Source organism: Streptomyces sp. NPDC041108 (genome assembly GCF_055592645.1).
In genome coordinates this window covers 364,832-382,012 of record NZ_JBVIYK010000001.1, presented here as the reverse complement: position 1 = coordinate 382,012, position 17,181 = coordinate 364,832, and the positions used below count along the sequence as shown (strand labels likewise).

12 protein-coding genes and 1 pseudogene are annotated in these 17,181 nt (G+C 72.5%); 6 read left to right on the top strand and 7 right to left on the bottom strand.

Annotated features, from left to right (window positions below; translation table 11 throughout):
* Positions 1-4: 4 nt before the first annotated feature.
* Complete coding sequence (locus ACZ6BB_RS01580) at positions 5-748, top strand: sirohydrochlorin chelatase (RefSeq protein WP_471613314.1); 744 nt, start codon at positions 5-7, stop codon at positions 746-748.
* Between the two features lie 28 nt (positions 749-776).
* Here ACZ6BB_RS01580 and ACZ6BB_RS01575 read toward each other — a convergent pair whose 3' ends face one another.
* Both ACZ6BB_RS01575 and ACZ6BB_RS01570 read right to left on the bottom strand, forming a co-directional pair.
* Positions 777-1,376 (bottom strand): TIGR03086 family metal-binding protein, encoded by a 600-nt coding sequence (locus tag ACZ6BB_RS01575; protein ID WP_471613313.1) that lies wholly within the window; start codon positions 1,374-1,376, stop codon positions 777-779.
* 51 nt (positions 1,377-1,427) lie between these two features.
* Complete coding sequence (locus ACZ6BB_RS01570) at positions 1,428-1,976, bottom strand: DUF1697 domain-containing protein (protein WP_471613312.1); 549 nt, start codon at positions 1,974-1,976, stop codon at positions 1,428-1,430.
* Positions 1,977-2,211: 235 nt separating this feature from the next.
* Between ACZ6BB_RS01570 and ACZ6BB_RS01565 the strand changes: the two genes are divergently transcribed.
* The gene (locus ACZ6BB_RS01565; protein WP_471613311.1) at positions 2,212-4,476 is read left to right on the top strand and encodes an MMPL family transporter; all 2,265 of its coding nucleotides are present in this window, start codon (positions 2,212-2,214) and stop codon (positions 4,474-4,476) included.
* Positions 4,477-4,546: 70 nt separating this feature from the next.
* Here the strand turns inward: ACZ6BB_RS01565 and ACZ6BB_RS01560 are convergent, their stop codons facing one another.
* Together ACZ6BB_RS01560 and mgt are read right to left on the bottom strand one after the other, a co-directional pair.
* Entirely contained in the window at positions 4,547-5,503 is a 957-nt protein-coding gene (locus ACZ6BB_RS01560) for a CDP-alcohol phosphatidyltransferase family protein (protein WP_471613310.1), read from the bottom strand.
* Positions 5,504-5,703: 200 nt separating this feature from the next.
* Positions 5,704-6,997 (bottom strand): annotated as a pseudogene (gene mgt, locus ACZ6BB_RS01555) (macrolide-inactivating glycosyltransferase).
* Positions 6,998-7,303: 306 nt separating this feature from the next.
* Here mgt and ACZ6BB_RS01550 point away from each other — a divergent pair.
* Positions 7,304-8,167 carry a phosphotransferase enzyme family protein gene (locus ACZ6BB_RS01550; RefSeq protein ID WP_471613309.1) on the top strand — a complete coding sequence of 288 codons (864 nt, stop codon included), beginning with the start codon at positions 7,304-7,306 and terminating at the stop codon, positions 8,165-8,167.
* Between the two features lie 16 nt (positions 8,168-8,183).
* Here ACZ6BB_RS01550 and ACZ6BB_RS01545 read toward each other — a convergent pair whose 3' ends face one another.
* The 3 genes from ACZ6BB_RS01545 to ACZ6BB_RS01535 all read right to left on the bottom strand — a co-directional run bounded on the left by ACZ6BB_RS01545 (position 8,184) and on the right by ACZ6BB_RS01535 (position 10,769).
* A complete protein-coding gene (locus ACZ6BB_RS01545; RefSeq protein WP_471613308.1) occupies positions 8,184-8,669 on the bottom strand; it encodes a GNAT family N-acetyltransferase in 486 nt (161 codons plus the stop codon).
* Positions 8,666-9,385, bottom strand: coding sequence for an exonuclease domain-containing protein (locus ACZ6BB_RS01540; protein ID WP_471613307.1), 720 nt, complete (start codon positions 9,383-9,385; stop codon positions 8,666-8,668). Before ACZ6BB_RS01540 ends, ACZ6BB_RS01545 begins: the two co-directional genes overlap by 4 nt.
* A 136-nt stretch (positions 9,386-9,521) precedes the next feature.
* The gene (locus ACZ6BB_RS01535; protein ID WP_471614093.1) at positions 9,522-10,769 is read right to left on the bottom strand and encodes an SAV2148 family HEPN domain-containing protein; all 1,248 of its coding nucleotides are present in this window, start codon (positions 10,767-10,769) and stop codon (positions 9,522-9,524) included.
* A gap of 328 nt (positions 10,770-11,097) precedes the next feature.
* Between ACZ6BB_RS01535 and glgX the strand changes: the two genes are divergently transcribed.
* The 3 genes from glgX to ACZ6BB_RS01520 all read left to right on the top strand — a co-directional run bounded on the left by glgX (position 11,098) and on the right by ACZ6BB_RS01520 (position 17,157).
* Complete coding sequence (gene glgX / locus ACZ6BB_RS01530) at positions 11,098-13,227, top strand: glycogen debranching protein GlgX (protein WP_471613306.1); 2,130 nt, start codon at positions 11,098-11,100, stop codon at positions 13,225-13,227.
* A 122-nt stretch (positions 13,228-13,349) separates the two neighbouring features.
* Positions 13,350-15,686 carry a malto-oligosyltrehalose synthase gene (gene treY / locus ACZ6BB_RS01525; protein ID WP_471613305.1) on the top strand — a complete coding sequence of 779 codons (2,337 nt, stop codon included), beginning with the start codon at positions 13,350-13,352 and terminating at the stop codon, positions 15,684-15,686.
* Between the two features lie 217 nt (positions 15,687-15,903).
* Positions 15,904-17,157 carry a M14 family zinc carboxypeptidase gene (locus tag ACZ6BB_RS01520; RefSeq protein ID WP_471613304.1) on the top strand — a complete coding sequence of 418 codons (1,254 nt, stop codon included), beginning with the start codon at positions 15,904-15,906 and terminating at the stop codon, positions 17,155-17,157.
* Positions 17,158-17,181 lie beyond the last annotated feature (24 nt).

Genomic DNA, 17,181 nt, shown 5'->3' with positions numbered 1-17,181 from the left:
CGCCATGTCCGGCACGCCGGTTCTCCTCGTCGTCGCCCACGGCAGCCGCGACCCGCGGCACGCCGCGACCGTGCACGCCCTCGTACGGCGGGTGCGGGCGATGCGCCCCGGGCTGCGCGTGGAGACCGGCTTCCTCGACTTCGACACCCCCTCGGTCCCGGGAGTGCTGGAGTCGCTGGCGGCCGAGGGCGTCCGGGACGTGGTGGCCCTGCCCCTGCTCCTGACCCGCGCCTTCCACGCCAAGGCGGACATCCCGGCGGTGCTGCGGCAGGCTCCGCCGGGCCTGCGCGTCCGCCGGGCGGACGTACTGGGCCCCTCGCCCCTGCTGCTGTCGGCGCTCGAACGCCGGCTGTACGAGGCGGGGCTCAGCCCCGCCGACAAGTCCTCGACCGGGGTCGTCCTGGCCTCGGCGGGGTCCTCCGACCCGGAGGCGATCGCGGTGATCGCCGACATCGCGCGGGAGTGGTGGCACACCGGTTGGTGCGCCGTGCGACCCGCGTTCGCCTCCGCGTCCCTGCCCCGCACCGAGGACGCCGTACGCGAACTGCGGCGACTGGGCTGCGAGCGGGTGGCCGTGGCTCCGTACGTCATCGCCCCCGGACGGCTGCCGGACCGGATCGCGGCCGGCGCGGCCGGCGCGGGCGCGGACGTCCTGGCCGAGGTGCTCGGCCCCTCCCCCGAGCTGGCCGCGCTGCTGCTGCGCCGCTACACCGCCGCCCTCGGGCAGTGGCAGCTCGCCGCGGCCTGAGTCCGTCCCGCCGCCGCGCCCGGCGTCGTCAGGCGCCCGGTGCGGGGTTCCTGCCGCTCGACGCCAGCGCCCGGTCGAACACGGGCGCGTCGGCCGGTACCGGGACCGGGTCGGCGAAGCCGTCGTAGCGGCGGTAGAGGTCGCCGTGGGTCTCCACGACGCCGAGGACGAAACGGGCGGTGTCGTCCGAGACCCGGAAGGACTGACCGGTGGCGGTCGCGACGTCCCAGCCGTGGACGGCCATCTCCTTGATGATCATGCCGGCGAGGTCGGCGGCGGGCAGCGGGCCCATGCCGAGGTCGATGTCGCCCTCCCACAGCGCCGGGTCGGCCCAGGCCGTGACCGCGCGGTCCAGCTGGGCCGCGTAGGCGTCGGCCCAGTCGGGTGCGGTGGTGAAGTCGCGCTGTGTCAGTTCCTCGGGGAGGGGCTTGCGCAGGGCGCGGTGTTCGAGTCCGTGCGAGGTGTACAGGACCCAGTGGTTGACCAGGGCGCGGACGTCCCAGTCGCCGCAGTGGGTGGGCGCGGCCAGTCGGTCCGCCGTGACGCCCCGGGCGACCCGGGCCGCCTCGGCGGCGCATTCGCGCATGTACGGGTGGTGCGGGTGCGTGGTGCTGTCGTGGCTCTCCATGCGGCCCACGCTAGGGACCGCGCGCCCGGTCCTCTTGAACAAACGCGACAGTCAGCCCGCCCCGGTCAGCTCCGCCAGTTTCGCCACCGTGTTCCAGTTGCGGGTGGTGGCGATCAGTCCCTTCTGGAAGCGGGGCTTGGCCAGGGTCTCCGCGAGCTTGGAGCGGCCCAGGCCCGCGGGGGCGTAGAGGTAGAGCGCGCGGTCGCCGATCCTGAACTCCTCGGGAAGGAAGTCCTGGGGGTCGACGCCCTCGAAGCGGGTCGCCTCCACGTTCTCCGAGAAGTACGTGACGTGGAGCTGCTTGCCCTCCAGCTCCGCCGCCGGGAACGGGCACGCCTCACGGACGGCCTCCAGGTAGGCGTGGTCGCGCACCAGGACGTCGACGGTGAAGCCGAAGTGCCCTGCGAGGGCGGTCGTGAGTTCGGCGGCGAGGGAGTCCTCGTCGCCGTGGTCACTGGTGAAGACCGCGTTGCCGCTCTGGAGGTAGGTGGCCACACCGGTGTGGCCGAGGCCGGTCAGGAGGGTGCGCAGGTCGGCCATCGGGACCTTCTTGTTGCCGCCCACATTGATCCCGCGCAGGAGCGCCGCGTACGTCGTCATGGGGCCACGATAGGCAGGTCGGGGCCAGTACACCCTGGGGGCGGCCCCGAGAGGGCGGGATAGGTGTAGGGGGCCACTGTCCTCCCTGGTGGGGAGAGGGTGCGGTCCGGGGGGAGGACTCCCAGGCGCCGGGGTTCACCGGACAGCACGACGAGATGGCTTTATCCGGGGCATACCTTCGAGACGAAAGGTGGCGGCAGGGGGCCGCCATCGTCACCGAGGGGGCTGGCCCGTCATGGGGAACGGAGACGTACGGGTGCGGGGGATCGCCGCCCGCGCCGGCGGCTGGAGCGCCCGGCACCGATGGGCGGCCGTCGGGATCTGGGTGCTGTTCGTCGTGCTGACGATGGGGATCGGCTCGGCGATGGGCTCGGTCGAGGTCAAGGACAGCGACCAGCTCAAGGGGGAGACCAGCACGGCGGCCCACATCGTCGAGGAGGCGGGGATCGAGGAGCCCGCCGGTGAGAGCGTCCTGATCCAGGCGAAGGACGACGGCACCGGGGCCACGGACCCCGCGTTCCGGGCCGCCGTGGACGACGTGATGAAGGCCGTCGGCGACACCGGGAAGGTCATGGACGTGACCTCGCCGTACGCCGCGGGGACGATCTCGCAGGACGGCCGCAGCGCGCTGGTGCAGTTCGACGTGCGCGGCGCGTCGGACACCGCCGGTGAGCGGATCGAGCCGGTGCTGAAGGCCGTCGAGGACGTCCAGAAGGAGCACGGGACGCTGCGGATCGAGGAGATCGGCGGCGCCTCCATGATGAAGACGTTCGACGACGCCTTCGGGGACGACTTCCAGAAGGCCGAGTACTCGGCCGTGCCGGTGGCGCTCGGCATCCTGCTGATCGCGTTCGGCGCCGTCGTCGCGGCCCTGCTGCCGGTGGCGCTGGCCGTCACCGCGATCATGGCGACGATGGGGCTGATGGCGATCGTCAGCCATGTGATCCCGATGAGCGACACCGCCAACTCCGTGATGCTGCTGGTCGGTCTGGCCGTCGGCGTCGACTACTGCCTGTTCTATCTGCGCCGCGAGCGCGAGGAGCGTGCGGCGGGCCGGGACGCGCAGACCGCGCTGCGGGTGGCCGCCGCGACCAGTGGCCGCGCGATCATCGTCTCCGGTGTCACGGTGTGCGTGGCGATGGCGGGCATGCTGTTCACCGGACTCGCCGAGTTCGAGGCGATGGGCCTGGCGTCCCTGATGGTCGTCGCCGTGGCGATGGTCGGTTCGGTCACCGTGCTGCCGGCGCTGCTGTCGCTGCTGGGCGGGCGGGTCGAGAAGGGCCGCATCCCGTTCCTGCACCCGGACAAGCGGCGGAAGAACGGCCGCTCCGGGGCCGGTGCGGAGAGCCGCTTCTGGAACGCCGTGCTGCGGGTCGTCCTCGCCAGGCCGGCGCTGTCGCTGGTGGTCGCGACCGGCGCGCTGCTCGCCGTGGCCGCTCCCGCGGTCGGGATGAAGACGCAGAACCTCACGCTGGACCAGGAGTTCGGCGACTCGCTGCCGATCGTGCAGACCTACAACCGGGTCAACGAGGCCTTCCCGGGCGGTTCCGAGCCGGCCGAGGTGGTGGTGAAGGCGAAGGACATCAACGCCCCCGAGGTGCGGGCGGCGCTGGCCGACTTCAAGGCGGAGGCCGTCGCCTCGGGCGCCTCCCGCGGCCCGGTGGAGATCAAGGTCCACGACGCGCAGAACGTGGCGTTCGTGTACGTGCCGCTGGTGGGCGGCTCCGACCAGGACAGGGCGGGCGCGAGCCTGGACAGGCTGCGCGACGAGGTACGGCCCGCCACGCTCGGCAAGGTCGACGGAGTCCAGGCGCCGATCACCGGGCAGGTCGCGGGCAACAAGGACTTCAACGACCAGCTGACCGGAGCGGTCGTCCCGGTCTTCGCCTTCGTCGTGGTCTTCGCCTTCCTGCTGATGCTCCTGTCGTTCCGCTCGCTGACGATCGCGGTCACGTCGATCGTGCTGAACCTGCTGTCGGTGGGCGCCGCGTACGGCATCCTCGTCGCGGTCTTCCAGCACGGCTGGGGTGCCTCGCTGGTGGGCGCGGAGGGGGTCGGCGCCATCATCACCTGGCTGCCGCTGTTCCTCTTCGTGATCCTGTTCGGGCTGTCGATGGACTACCACGTGTTCGTGGTCTCGCGGATCCGTGAGGCCCGGCTGCGGGGCCGTACGACGAAGGAGGCGATCCGGCACGGTGTGGTCACCACGGCGGGGGTCGTGACCAGTGCCGCCGTCATCATGGTCGCCGTGTTCGCGATCTTCGGGACGCTGTCCATGCAGTCGATGAAGCAGATGGGCGTGGGCCTGGCGGCCGCCGTCCTCATCGACGCGACGATCATCCGGGGCGTGCTGCTCCCGGCGGTGATGGCCCTGCTGGGCGAGCGCAACTGGTACCTGCCGACGTGGCTGAACCGGCTGCCGGACCTCACCCACGACGAGTCGCCGGAGCCGGGCCCTGAGCCGCTGCCGGCCGGGCGGGACACGCGGGTACGGGTCTGACCGGTTTCCGGACGTGCGTGTGGGCCGGGGGGTGTCACCGCCCCCCCGGCCCACACGCGCGTCCGCCGGCTCAGGCGGCCTGGGCCACGTCCTCGCGCACGTCTCCCCGGTCGAAGGAGTCGAGGGTGCGGGTGAAGTCGCGGGTCGAGAGCAGCAGTTTGTAGACGATGGCGAGTTCGAAGACGAGCAGCAGGGCGCCGGAGACGATGGTCGCCGTCAGCACGGAGTCGACGAACGGGCCGATCATGAAGACGCCCATCTGGAACTCGATGCCGCTGACCAGGTGGGGGCGGACACGGTGGCGCAGCAGGAAGGACCGGACGCGCAGATAGGCGGGGAAGCGGCGGCGGAACTCCTGGTGCAGGTCGACGACCTGGGTCCGCGGCGCGGCCTGGGTGACCTCGGCGGCGGCCGTGCGCAGGTCCTGCTCGATGTCGGCCTCGGGGTTCTCGCGCAGCAGGTCCTCCATGAAGGCCAGGTCCCGCTCGTTCTCGGCGCGGCGGGCCTCGCGGAGCCGGGCCTTGATCTGCTTGCGCATGGTGTGGCGGACCTTGAAGGTCTCCAGGGAGTTGATGTAGCGCAGGGCGTCGCAGCCGATGACGGCGGCGGCGAGCCAGATGTAGAAGGTGTCGCCCGTGCGGTGGTACTGGCCGGCCATCAGGGCCACCGAGCACGCGGCGACGCGGACACGGTCGAAGACGAAGTCGAGCCAGGCGCCGAACACGGAACCCTGGCCGGTGAGCCGGGCGACCTTGCCGTCCATGCAGTCGAGGATGAAGCTCAGGTGGTAGACGACGGCGCCGGCGATGAGCCAGCGCCAGTCGCCGAGGGCGAAGAAGGCCGCGGAGACCAGACCCAGCACGAAGGCACCCCAGGTCAACTGGTTGGGTGTGATCCTCGTGTACTTCGCGGTCAGCCGCACCAGCGGGGTGGCGACCGGGTCGACGAGCAGCACGGTCCACCAGGCGTCGCGCTTCTTCTGCGTGACGCGGCGCACTTCCGCGAGGTCGGGTATGTCTCGGCGCATGGGTCAACTTCCTGGCGTTCGAAATGAATTCACACCCAGCTTGAGTTCGGTTCACCCGAGGAACAAGAAGTGCCGACCACAACCTTTCGCAGGGGGTAACGGTCCAACCCGGCAACAGAGTCGATGCGTTCGTCTCGCAGGGCGGGCGTTACCCCAACGTTATGAAATGACCGGACCGTTACCTAAAATGTGCCGGGACTTCACGGTAAACGCGGAACCTGATGGCTTGCCCCGCTATCCGCCACTTGTTCGCGCCGCCGGGACGCGCCCTCCAGCTCCGCCTCGATGAGGTCGGCGGCCTGCCGGGTGCCACCCTCCTCCGCCATCCCCCGCCGCACCTCGTCGAGGCGGCGGGCCACCTCGGGGTCGTCGACCAGGGCGAGCACCGCCTCGCGCAGGGCATCGGCCGTCGCCTCCTCCCTGGGGAGATGACGGGCCACGCCGAGCGACTGGAGCATGTCGGCGTTGCCGAACTGGTCGGCGGCCTGCGGCACGGCGACCATGGGCGTGGCGGTGGCGAGCCCCTCCTGACTGCCGCCGGCGCCCGCGTGGGTGACGAACGCGTCGGCCTGCCTGAGGATCGCGAGCTGCGGCACCCAGTCCCGCACCTCCACGCCGGCCGGGACCTCGCCCAGCTCGGCCGCGGTGACATGCCTGCCGACCTGGAGCACCATGTGCCAGCCGGGCAGGTCGCCGAAGGCCCGTACGCACGCGCGGTAGAAGTCCGGCTGCTTGGTGAAGGCGGACCCGAGCGAGACGAGCAGCACCTTCTCCGCACCCTCCGGTCGCACCCAGTGGCCCTGTGCCGCGCGATCGCCCTGGCAGGCGCCGACGAAGGTGTGCCGGCTCTCGTCGACCCGGTCGGCGTTCGGCTGGAGCGCCTTCGGGATGAGGACCAGGGAGCGGGCGGGCCGGCCGACGAAGGGGTCGGGGTGCTCGGTGATCCCGTTCTCCTCCAGCCACGCCTGGAACCGGGCGTAGTACGCCCGGCCGCGTGCCGTCTTCTTCGGTTCGGCCCACATGGGCTCCGCGACCTCCTCCTCGTAGCCGGTCCAGGCGACCAGGTTCGGGGAGAGGGAGATCGCCTTGACGCCCCAGCGGTGGGCGAGCACCCGTGCCGGATAGGAGGCGATGTCGTGCAGCACGAGGTCGGGCTCGTCACCCTCGTACGCCTCGGTGAGCTGCGGCAGGGCCTGGATCGCGTCGTCCAGGAAGGGCTCCACGTTGTCGAGCAGCGTGGTCCCCCATGCCTCGGGATCCGCGTCGGGTCCGGGCAGGGTCGATCGCCAGAGCTTCGGCTCGGCGCCGGTCTCGGCCACCTTCTCCGCGAAGGCCGGCGGGATCGCGTACGTGACCCGGTGCCCCCGGGCCACCAGCTCGCGGATCACTTCGAGGCTGGGGTTCACGTGACCGTGGGCGGCGATGGAGAACATGGCGATGTGGAAGGTCATGCGTCCGACCGTACGCGAGACGAGACGTATCGTGCAAATTCATTTCCGGGATGCGCTGCCGAGTGCGGGTGCGTGGGAGCCGGCCTTCCAAGGGGCCCGGGGACCTGCACGACCAGCAGCAGTCCGGCCTGAACCGGGCGTTCCTCGCCCAGGGCTGGGGCCTGCTGCGGCTGCGCACCGGGCGCAGAGCCCTCGGCCGGGCCGAAGACGTTCCGCTCCCTGAGGGCGTGACAGAGCGTCAGGGCAGCGCCCACAGGCTCCGACCTGTGCGAATGCGAGACTGGCTTCGATTGGCGTGAACCCGGCACCCCCGAGGGGAGCGCCGGCCGTACGGACACGGAGGCGATGGATGGACGAGGCAGGGGCGCGGGACGTCCTGGACGCGGCCGGTGTACTGCCCGGTGCGGCCGGGGAGGCGCGGCTGCTCGCGCTGGGCGAGAACGCGGTGTTCGCCGCCGGTGACCTGGTGGTCAGGGTGGGCCGCGACGCCGAACTCCTGGACCGGGCCCGCCATGAACTGGTCGTCGCGGCCTGGCTCGCCGAGGCGGGCCTCCCGGCCGTGCGGGCCGCCTCGGCGCAGGCCCTGCTCGTCGAGGGGCACCCGGTGACGGTGTGGCACCGCCTGCCCGACCCCGTACGCCCGGCCGGCCCCCGTGATGTGGCCGAACTGCTACGGCTGGTCCACGCCCTGCCCGCCCCGCCCTTCGCCCTGCCCCGCCGGGAACTGCTGGGTGGTGTGGAGCGCTGGCTGCGCCTGGCCGGGGACGCGATCGACCCGGCGGACGCGGCGTATCTCCGTGAGCGCCGGGACGGGTTCGCGGCGGCCGCGGCCGCCCTCACCCCGCGGCTGCCCCCGGGCCCGATCCACGGTGACGCCCTCCCCCGCAACGTGCACGTCGGCCCGGACGGCCCGGTCCTCGTCGACCTGGAGACCTTCTCCGGCGACCTGCGCGAGCACGACCTGGTCGTCATGGCCCTCTCCCACGACCGCTACGGCCTGCCGGCGCGGGACTACGACGCCTTCACCGCCACCTATGGCTGGGACGTGCGGGAGTGGGAGGGCTGCTCCGTGCTGCGGGGCGCCCGTGAGACGGCCAGCTGCGCCTGGGTCGCCCAGCACGCGCCGAGCAGCCCCGGGGCGCTGGCGGAGTTCGAACGCCGTGTCGCCTCGCTGCGCGACGGGGACGAGACGGTCCGCTGGTACCCGTTCTGATCGGAGCGGTGCCGGCTCAGACGGCCGGGAGGATGAGCACCACTTCGTCGGTCTCGGCGTCGCGGGCCCGGGCGAAGCCCCGGTCGTGCCCGGTGACGACGAAACCGCACTTCTGCAGCACGCGGATCGAGCCGGTGTTGTCGGCGGCCGCACGAGCGTGCAGGGGGCGGGTGGACACGAGGTCGAGCAGGGCGGTGAGGGCGGCCGTGGCGATGTGGCGGCCCCAGTGGGCGCGGTCGATCCAGTAGGTGATCTCGCGTTCGTCCGGTGGGCCGAAGACCGCGATCGATCCGACGACCTCGCCGTCGGCGACCACCGTGCGGTTGAGCACCCCGGGGTCGGCGCGGAGCTTCGCCCAGTGGTCGTCGAAGCGCGCCCGGTCGTACTGGTACTCCCCGGTGAAGGCGGCCATCCGCTGCGCCTCGGGATCGGACCAGTGCCGCCAGAGGAACGGCAGGTCGCTGTCGCGTACTTCGCGCAGGGAGATCGCTGTCGCGGTCATACCGTTTCGTCCTCCAGTTCGCGAAGCGGCCAGATCGCGTCCACGACCGCCTCGGGGTTGCCCTTGCGGCGGAGGAACGCCTGGAAGTCGGCGGCCCACTCGGCGTACCACTCGATCTGGCGGCGGTGCAGTTCGGCCGGTCCGAGGGCGGCGACCTTCGGGTGGCGCTGGGCTATCGCGCGGGCGAGCCGGGCGGCGGCCAGGGCGTCGGCGGAGGCGTCGTGCGCGCTGTCCAGCGCCACGCCGTACTCCCCGCAGACCGCTTCGAGGTTGCGTTTGCCCCTGCGGTAGCGGTCGACGGAGCGGTCGATCGTGTACGGGTCGATGACCGGTGCCGGGTCCGTGCCGAGCCGGTCGCGCAGGGACGGCAGGGCGTGCCGGCGCAGCTCGGCGGAGAGCAGGCTCAGGTCGAAGGCCGCGTTGTACGCAACCACCGGGACGCCCGTGCGCCAGTAGGAGACGAGGACGTCGGCGATGGCGTCGGCGACCCGGTCGGCGGGTCCGCCCTCGGCCACCGCGCGGGCGTTGGTGATGCCGTGGACCGCCACCGCCTCCTCCGGGATCTCCACGCCCGGGTCGGCCAGCCATTCCCGGTGTCCGATCCGCTCCCCGTCCCTGACCTCGATCACCGCGCCCGTGACGATACGCGCCTCGCGCGGGTCCGTCCCGGTGGTCTCCAGGTCGAAGCCGATCAGCAGCTGCCGGTGCCAACCCATGTGGCCCCCCTTCTCGGTGGTGCTTTCCCCCATTGACCACCACCATCGCACGGGCCACTGACAATCCGAGGACCGCATTCCGCTCGGCGCCGCGCCACACCGTCACCGGCCGTGCCGCGCCCGCGTCATGTCCGGGTCACGACACCGGTCGTGAGTCCGCCCACGCCACTTCGAACTCCTCCCGATAGGTGTCCAAAAGCCCGACTTCGCCGTTCTCGTCGGCCTTGAGGACCCGGCTGCCGCCGCGCAGGACGAGGACCGGTGCCTCCATGCCCCGGGTCCGGCGCAGATACGTCTGGACGACCGCGACCCCGTCCGAGCCGTCGCCGTCCACGAGGTAGGCGGTGAAGCGGGGTGTCTCGTCGAAGACCTGGATCTCGAAGGCGCCGGGGTCGCGCAGCCGCGAGCGGACCCGGCGCATGTGGAGGATGTTCATCTCGACCGCACGGCTCAGCTCGCCCCTCTTTATGCCCAGTTCGCGCTCGCGCCGCTTGACCGCGCTGGAGGCCGGGTTGAGGAAGAGCAGCCGCGCCCGGCAGCCGGACTCGGCGAGCCGTACGAGCCGCCGCCCGGAGAAGTTCTGCACGAGGAGGTTCAGGCCTATGCCGATGGCGTCGAGGCGGCGGGCGCCACCGAAGAGGTCCTCGGCGGGGAACTGCCGCAGCAGCCGCACCCGGTCGGGGTGGACGCCCACGACGTCCGCGTACCGGTCGCCGACCAGCTCCTCGACCGCGTCGACGGGCAGCCGGCGCGCGGAGGGCACGTCGCTGCCCGCGCCGAGGATCTCCAGCAGTTTCGCCGAGGCCCGCTCGGCCTGGGCGAGGACGGCCTCGGACAGGGCCCGGTTGCGGGAGACGACGTTGCGGGTGACCTCCAGCTCGTCCAGGGCCAGTTCCACGTCGCGCCGCTCGTCGATGTAGGGCTCGAAGCAGGGCCAGTGCTGCACCATCAGCTCGCGCAGCTGGGGCAGGGTCAGGAAGCTGAGCACGTTGTCGTCGGCGGGGTCGAGCAGATAGCCCTTGCGGCGGCTGACCTCGCGGACCGCGACGGCGCGCTGCACCCACTCCTGTCCGGCGGGTCCGGCGGCGGCGACCACCCAGTCGTCGCCGTGGACGGGCTCGTAGACGGGCCGCAGCACGGCGGCCACCACGGCGCGCAGCCGCTGCTCGACGAGGTTCAGCCAGATGTAGGCGCGGCCCGCCCGCTGGGCGCGGGTGCGCACTTCGAGCCAGGCGTCGGCGTTCCAGTCCAGTTCCGGGCCGATGGAACCCGTCTCCATCGGCCGTGCCAGGGACACCGCGCCGGGCGGGACATCCGTGGAGTTCCCCTCGTGACCCGTGTCGCCCGTGTCACCAGGAGGAAGCTCCAGCCCTCCCGAGCCCACCCGCGCACCGCCTTCCGCTCCCCCGAGCTCGCCCCTACTCAACGATCAAGGAAGGGTACTCCGGTAGCGGGTGACGATACAGCCGGATGGACAGGTCGTTTCCCAACTACCGCATGTGACCCGGCCGTTCCGGCCCGCTGTCGCTCCGGGAGTGAGCCGGTTCACGGCCGCGGGCGGGCGGGGACGCGACACCGGCGGCCTCCGAGGCGTCACGAAGTGCCCGTCACGGGGCAGGAGGGACGTATGTCCTAGGAGGTTTTGTCAGTTTGGGGGAGACTCCCCTCGGAGTCGCCCCCAGCGGCGCGCGACAACTGGAAGAGTCGTATCCATGCAGGTCTGGCCTGGACAGGCGTACCCCCTCGGTGCCACGTACGACGGCGCCGGTACCAACTTCGCGGTCTTCTCGGAGGCCGCGCATCGAGTCGAGCTGTGTCTGCTGGACGACGACGGCTCCGAGACGGCGGTGGAACTGCGCGAGTCGGACGCGTTCGTGCGGCACGCGTACCTGCCCGGTGTGATGCCGGGACAGCGGTACGGCTTCCGTGTGCACGGCCCGTACGCGCCGGAGCGCGGACTGCGCTCCAACTCCGCGAAGCTGCTTCTCGACCCGTACGCGCGTGCCATCAGCGGCTCGGTCAAGTGGGGGGAGGAGGTGTACGGCTATCGCTTCGGGGCGCCCGAGGAGCGCAACGACCTCGACTCGGCACCCCACATGATGACGTCCGTCGTGGTGAACCCCTACTTCGACTGGGGCGACGACCGGCGGCCGCGCACCGAGTACCACCACACGGTGATCTACGAGGCCCATGTCAAGGGCCTCACCATGCGCCACCCCGGGCTGCCCGAGGAGCTGCGCGGCACGTACGCGGCACTGGCCCATCCGGCGATCATCGAACACCTGACCGCCCTGGGTGTCACGGCACTGGAGCTGATGCCCGTACACCAGTTCGTGAACGACCACCGGCTGGCCGACATGGGCCTCAACAACTACTGGGGCTACAACACCATCGGCTTCTTCGCCCCGCACAACGCGTACGCCTCCTGGGGCGACCGCGGGCAGCAGGTGCTGGAGTTCAAGTCGGCGGTACGGGCGCTGCACGAGGCGGGGATCGAGGTCATCCTCGACGTGGTCTACAACCACACCGCCGAGGGCAACCACCTGGGGCCGACGCTGTCGTTCAAGGGCCTGGACAACCCGTCGTACTACCGGCTCATGGACGACCCGCGTTACTACATGGACACGACGGGCACGGGCAACTCCCTGCTGATGCGGTCCCCGCACGTCCTTCAGCTGATCATGGACTCGCTGCGGTACTGGGTCACCGAGATGCACGTCGACGGCTTCCGCTTCGACCTCGCGGCCACACTGGCCCGGCAGTTCCACGAGGTGGACCGGCTGTCGTCGTTCTTCGACCTCGTCCAGCAGGACCCGGTGGTCTCCCAGGTGAAGCTGATCGCCGAGCCCTGGGACGTGGGCGAGGGCGGTTACCAGGTGGGGAACTTCCCGCCGCTGTGGACCGAGTGGAACGGCAAGTACCGCGACACCGTGCGGGACCTGTGGCGGGGCGAGCCGCGCACCCTCGCGGAGTTCGCGTCCCGGCTGACCGGCTCCTCCGACCTGTACCAGGACGACGGGCGGCGCCCGCTGGCCTCCATCAACTTCGTGACCTGCCACGACGGCTTCACGATGCGGGACCTGGTCTCCTACAACGAGAAGCACAACGACGCCAACGGCGAGGACAACCGGGACGGGGAGAGCCACAACCGGTCCTGGAACTGCGGGGCCGAGGGCGAGAGCGACGACCCCGGGGTGACCGCGCTGCGGGTCCGCCAGATGCGCAACCTCATCGCCACCCTGATGCTGTCGCAGGGTGTGCCGATGCTCAGCCACGGGGACGAGTTCGCCCGTTCGCAGGGCGGCAACAACAACGCCTACTGCCAGGACAACGAGTTGTCGTGGGTGCCGTGGCCGTCCGGCGAGGACGGCGACGGCGACGAGGGCTTCGGGGACCTGCTGGAGTTCACCCGCGCGATGGTGTGGCTGCGCAAGGACCACCCCGTGTTCCGGCGGCGGCGGTTCTTCCACGGACGGCCGGTGGAGGGCACGCACGACGAGCTGTCGGACATCGCCTGGTTCACGCCGGGCGGACAGGAGATGGTGCAGCGGGACTGGGACTCGGCGCAGGCCGGGGCGCTGACCGTGTTCCTCAACGGGAACGCGATCTCCGAACCGGGTGCGCGCGGCGAGCGGATCAGCGACGACTCGTTCCTGCTGATGGTGAACGCGTCGGCGGAGCGGCTGGAGTTCGTGGTGCCGGTCAACCACGGGCCGCAGTGGCAGCTGGTCGTGGACACGGGACGCGAGGACGCGGTCGCGGTGGACGGACCGAAGGTCGCGGCCGGGGACCGGGTGGCGCTGGTGGACCGGAGTCTGGCCGTGTTCCGGAGGCCGGCCTAGGCCCGTCGGAAGGGCCCTGGGTGACAGGACACGCCCGGCCCCGGCGCCCTGAGGGCGGGCGGGGCGGGCGGCGTCGCGTGTCGGGATGCTCCAAATGTCGTGGGGCGGGTACGTAGGACTGCATGACCTCTGTCGTGCCTGCCGCCACCTACCGCATCCAGCTCCAGCCCGGCTTCCCCTTCGCCGCCGCCTCGGCCGCCGTGCCGTACGTCGCCTCTCTCGGCGTCTCCCATCTGCACCTCTCCCCCGTGCTGGAGGCCGTGCCCGGGTCCGCGCACGGGTACGACGTGGTCGACCACGGGCGGGTGCGGGAGGAACTCGGGGGTGAGCAGGGGCTGCGGGCGCTGGCCCGTACCGCCCGGGACCACGGGCTCGGTCTCGTCGCGGACATCGTGCCGAACCACATGGCCATGGCACCCCGTCACAACCGGGCGCTGTGGGAGGTGCTGCGGGACGGTCCGGAGTCGGCGTACGCGCGGTGGTTCGACATCGACTGGGAGGCACAGGGCGGCCGGGTGCTGCTGCCGGTGCTCGGCGGGCCGCTCGGCGCGGAGACCGGGCGGTTCGTGGTGGAGGGGCGGGAGCTGCGCTACTTCGACCACAGGTTCCCGCTGCGCGAGGGCACCGAGAAGCTGCCGCTGCCGCAGCTGCTGGACGCGCAGTGGTACCGGCCGGTGTGGTGGCGGCTGGCCCGGACGGAGCTGAACTACCGGCGGTTCTTCAGCATCTCGGAGCTGATCGGGGTGCGGGTCGAGGATCCGGACGTCTTCGACGCGACCCACGCGAAGATCCTCCAGCTGCTGGAGGAGGGCGTCCTCGACGGGCTGCGCGTCGACCATCCCGACGGGCTGGCCGACCCCGGCGCCTACCTGCGGCGACTGCACGGGGCCACCGGCGGGCGGTGGACCGTCGTCGAGAAGATCCTGGCGGACGGGGAGCCGCTGCCGGCGGACTGGCCGGTCGCGGGGACCACCGGCTACGACGCGCTGCGGCACGTCGACGGGCTGTTCACGGATCCGGCGGGGGCCGACGAACTGCTGGGCGGTTACCGGCAGTTCACCGCCGCGCAGACGGACCGGGGCGGCGAGTGGGACGCGACGGTCCGCCGGGCCGCGTACCGGGTGCTCACGCACGAGCTGGTCGCCGAGGTGGAACGGCTCACCCGGGTGGCGCACCGGTTGTGCGAACGCTCCCCCGACCTCGCGCTGCGCGACCAGGCGCCGTGGGCGCTGCGCACCGCGCTGTGCGAACTGCTCGCCCGCATGGAGGTGTACCGGCCCTATCCCTCCCAGGACGCCTCGCTCGTCGTCACCGAGGAGGCGGCGGCCGAGGCGCGCGCGGTGTTCGTGGTGCCCGAGGAGGCCCGGTCGGTGGACGCCGTACGGGATCTGGTGCTGGGCCGGGCCGGCGAGGGGCCCGAACACGCGGAGTTCCGGGCGCGGTTCGCGCAGACCTCGTCGGCGCTGCGGGCGAAGTCGGTGGAGGACACGGCGTTCTACCGTTATGTCCCGCTGCTGTCGGCGAACGAGGTGGGGGGCGATCCCGGCAGCCCGGCCGTGTCGGCGCGGGACTTCCACGCCTACTGCGCCCGGGTGCAGCGCGACTGGCCGGCCACGGGGACCGTGCTGTCGACGCACGACACCAAGCGCAGCGCGGATGTGCGGGCGGCGGTCGCGGTGCTCGCCGAGTGCCCCGAGCGGTGGGCCGGCGTTCTGGCGGAGGTGACCCGGGACGGGCCCGGCGCACCGGATCCGCAGCTGGCGTGGGCGGCCTGGCAGACGGCGTTCGGGCTCGGGCCCGCGGATCCGGACCGGCTGCGGGAGGCCCTGCTCAAGCATGTGCGGGAGGCCGGCCTGCACACGTCCTGGACCGAGCAGAACCCGGAGTACGAGCAGGCGGTGGCGGACTTCGTCGGGCGGGGCCCCGCCGTGGACACGCGGGTCGCCGCGCTGCGGGAGGAGCTGGAGCCGTACGCGCGGGCCAACAGCCTCGGCGCGGCCCTGGTGCAGCTGACCATGCCGGGGGTGCCGGACCTCTACCAGGGGACGGAGGGCGAGTACCGGGCGCTGGTGGACCCGGACAACCGCCGGCCCTTCGCGCCGCGGGACGAGGACGGCGACGGGACCGACAAGTTCCGGCTCACCTCGGCCGCGCTGCGGCTGCGGGCGCGGCGGCCGGAGGTGTTCGGGGACGCGGCGACGTATGTGCCGCTGCCGGCGGATGGGCCCCGGGCCGGGCACTGTGTGGCCTTCACGCGGTCCGGGGAGGTGGTCACGGCGGTGACGCGTCTGTCGCTGCGGCTGGCGGAGGCCGGTGGCTGGGGCGACACCCGGCTGACGCTGCCGAAGGGCCGGTGGGCCGAGGTGGTCGGCGAGGGGCGGGAGTTCACCGGCGACGTACGGGTGGCGGACCTCTTCGCGACGCTGCCGGTCGCGCTGCTGGAGCGGGTCGGCGTGTGACGGGTCCTTCGGCGAGGACGCGGCCGTCCGGATCCCCTGCCGGGTGACGCAGGCGGCCGGACGCCGGCCGCCGGGGAGCGACGGCCCGCGTGGCCGAAAACGGCGAGTGCGCTCGGGCGCCCCTGGGCGCCGCCCCCCATATGGACGGACACTGGGCATATCCCCCACTCGGCCGTGCCGGGTGCGCGGATGCTGATGCCAGGTGGACTGATCGGGGGTGGGTCTGCTGTCGGAGCTCGGTTATCCCACGGTGGCGGAACTGGAGGCGGCGGCAAGGACGCTGACGGAGCGCCGGCCGGGGCTGTGCGCGCTGCGGCGGATCGGGGTGTCCCGTGCGGGCCGGCCGCTGCGGCTGTTGTCCGTGGGCCATGCGAGACGGGCCGTCCTGGTCGTCGCGGGCGCCCACGCGAACGAGCCGACCGGCGGCTCCACGGTGCTGGCGCTGGCCGAACGGGTCGCGCGGGAGCGGGAGTTGCGCTCCGGGGTCTCGTGGCACTTCGTGCTCTGCGCGGACCCGGACGGGGCGAGTCTGCACACGACCCCGGCGCCGCGCACGCTCCTCGACTACCACCTGGGGTTCTTCCGTCCGGCCGGTCCCGAGCAGCCGGAGTGGTCGCCGTCGGTGCTGCCGCCGGACCGGCTGCCGCCCGAGACGCACGCCCTGTTCGGCGTGCTGGACGAGCTGCGGCCGTACCTCCAGGTGACCCTGCACGGCACGGATCTCGGCGGCAGCTGGGTGCAGCTGACGAGGAACGTGCCGGGGCTGGCCGAGCCGTTCGCCAAGTCGGCGGCCGAGCTGGGCATACCGGTCGAGCGGAGCGCCTCGGACGCCGCGGGCTGGCCCGTGTCCGGGCCGGGGGTGTTCGTGATGCCCCGGCCGGGCGGCCACGCCGCCTACCCGAGCATGCCGGACGACGCCCGGCACAGCACCTGGTACCACGCCCACCGGTACGGCGGCCTGACCGCGGTCGTCGAGGTGCCGATGTGGGCGAGCGACCTGGTGGACGACATCGCCCCGCACCCGGCCCCGGCGGCGGCGCTGCGGCATCTGGCGCGGCGGCTCCTCGCGGACGCGGGCCGGGTGGAGCGGGTGCTGGCCGAGGAGCTGCCCCGGCTGCCGGGGCCCGAGGGGCCGTTGCTGCGGGCCGCCCGGTGGGCGCTGGCCCTGGTGCCGGGGCTGGCCCGGGACTGGACCGACGGGCCGCCACCGGACCTGTCGACGGCGTACGTGGGCAGTGTGGACGCCTTCGGGCGCCGGCTGCCGTTGCGGGCAGCGGCGATGCTGCGGCGCGTCCTGGCGGACGCCGACGCCCCGGGGGCGCCCTTCCTCGAAGACCTCGTCGCCGAGTGGTGCGAGTCCTTCGCCGACCGGTTCCGCGCGCGGCGGGTGCCGTTGGCCGACCAGGTCGAGCATCAGGTGCGTACGGTGCTGGCCGCCGCGGCCTGTGCGCGGGGGGACGCGGGGTTCTGAGCGCGCCCACCGGCCGCCCCGCCG

Coding starts and splice junctions, on each gene's coding strand:
- ACZ6BB_RS01580 (WP_471613314.1), top strand. CDS start 5: ATGTCCGGCACGCCGGTTCTCCTCGTCGTCGCCCACGGCAGCCGCGAC.
- ACZ6BB_RS01575 (WP_471613313.1), bottom strand. CDS start 1,376: ATGGAGAGCCACGACAGCACCACGCACCCGCACCACCCGTACATGCGC.
- ACZ6BB_RS01570 (WP_471613312.1), bottom strand. CDS start 1,976: ATGACGACGTACGCGGCGCTCCTGCGCGGGATCAATGTGGGCGGCAAC.
- ACZ6BB_RS01565 (WP_471613311.1), top strand. CDS start 2,212: ATGGGGAACGGAGACGTACGGGTGCGGGGGATCGCCGCCCGCGCCGGC.
- ACZ6BB_RS01560 (WP_471613310.1), bottom strand. CDS start 5,503: ATGCGCCGAGACATACCCGACCTCGCGGAAGTGCGCCGCGTCACGCAG.
- ACZ6BB_RS01550 (WP_471613309.1), top strand. CDS start 7,304: ATGGACGAGGCAGGGGCGCGGGACGTCCTGGACGCGGCCGGTGTACTG.
- ACZ6BB_RS01545 (WP_471613308.1), bottom strand. CDS start 8,669: ATGACCGCGACAGCGATCTCCCTGCGCGAAGTACGCGACAGCGACCTG.
- ACZ6BB_RS01540 (WP_471613307.1), bottom strand. CDS start 9,385: ATGGGTTGGCACCGGCAGCTGCTGATCGGCTTCGACCTGGAGACCACC.
- glgX (WP_471613306.1), top strand. CDS start 11,098: ATGCAGGTCTGGCCTGGACAGGCGTACCCCCTCGGTGCCACGTACGAC.
- treY (WP_471613305.1), top strand. CDS start 13,350: ATGACCTCTGTCGTGCCTGCCGCCACCTACCGCATCCAGCTCCAGCCC.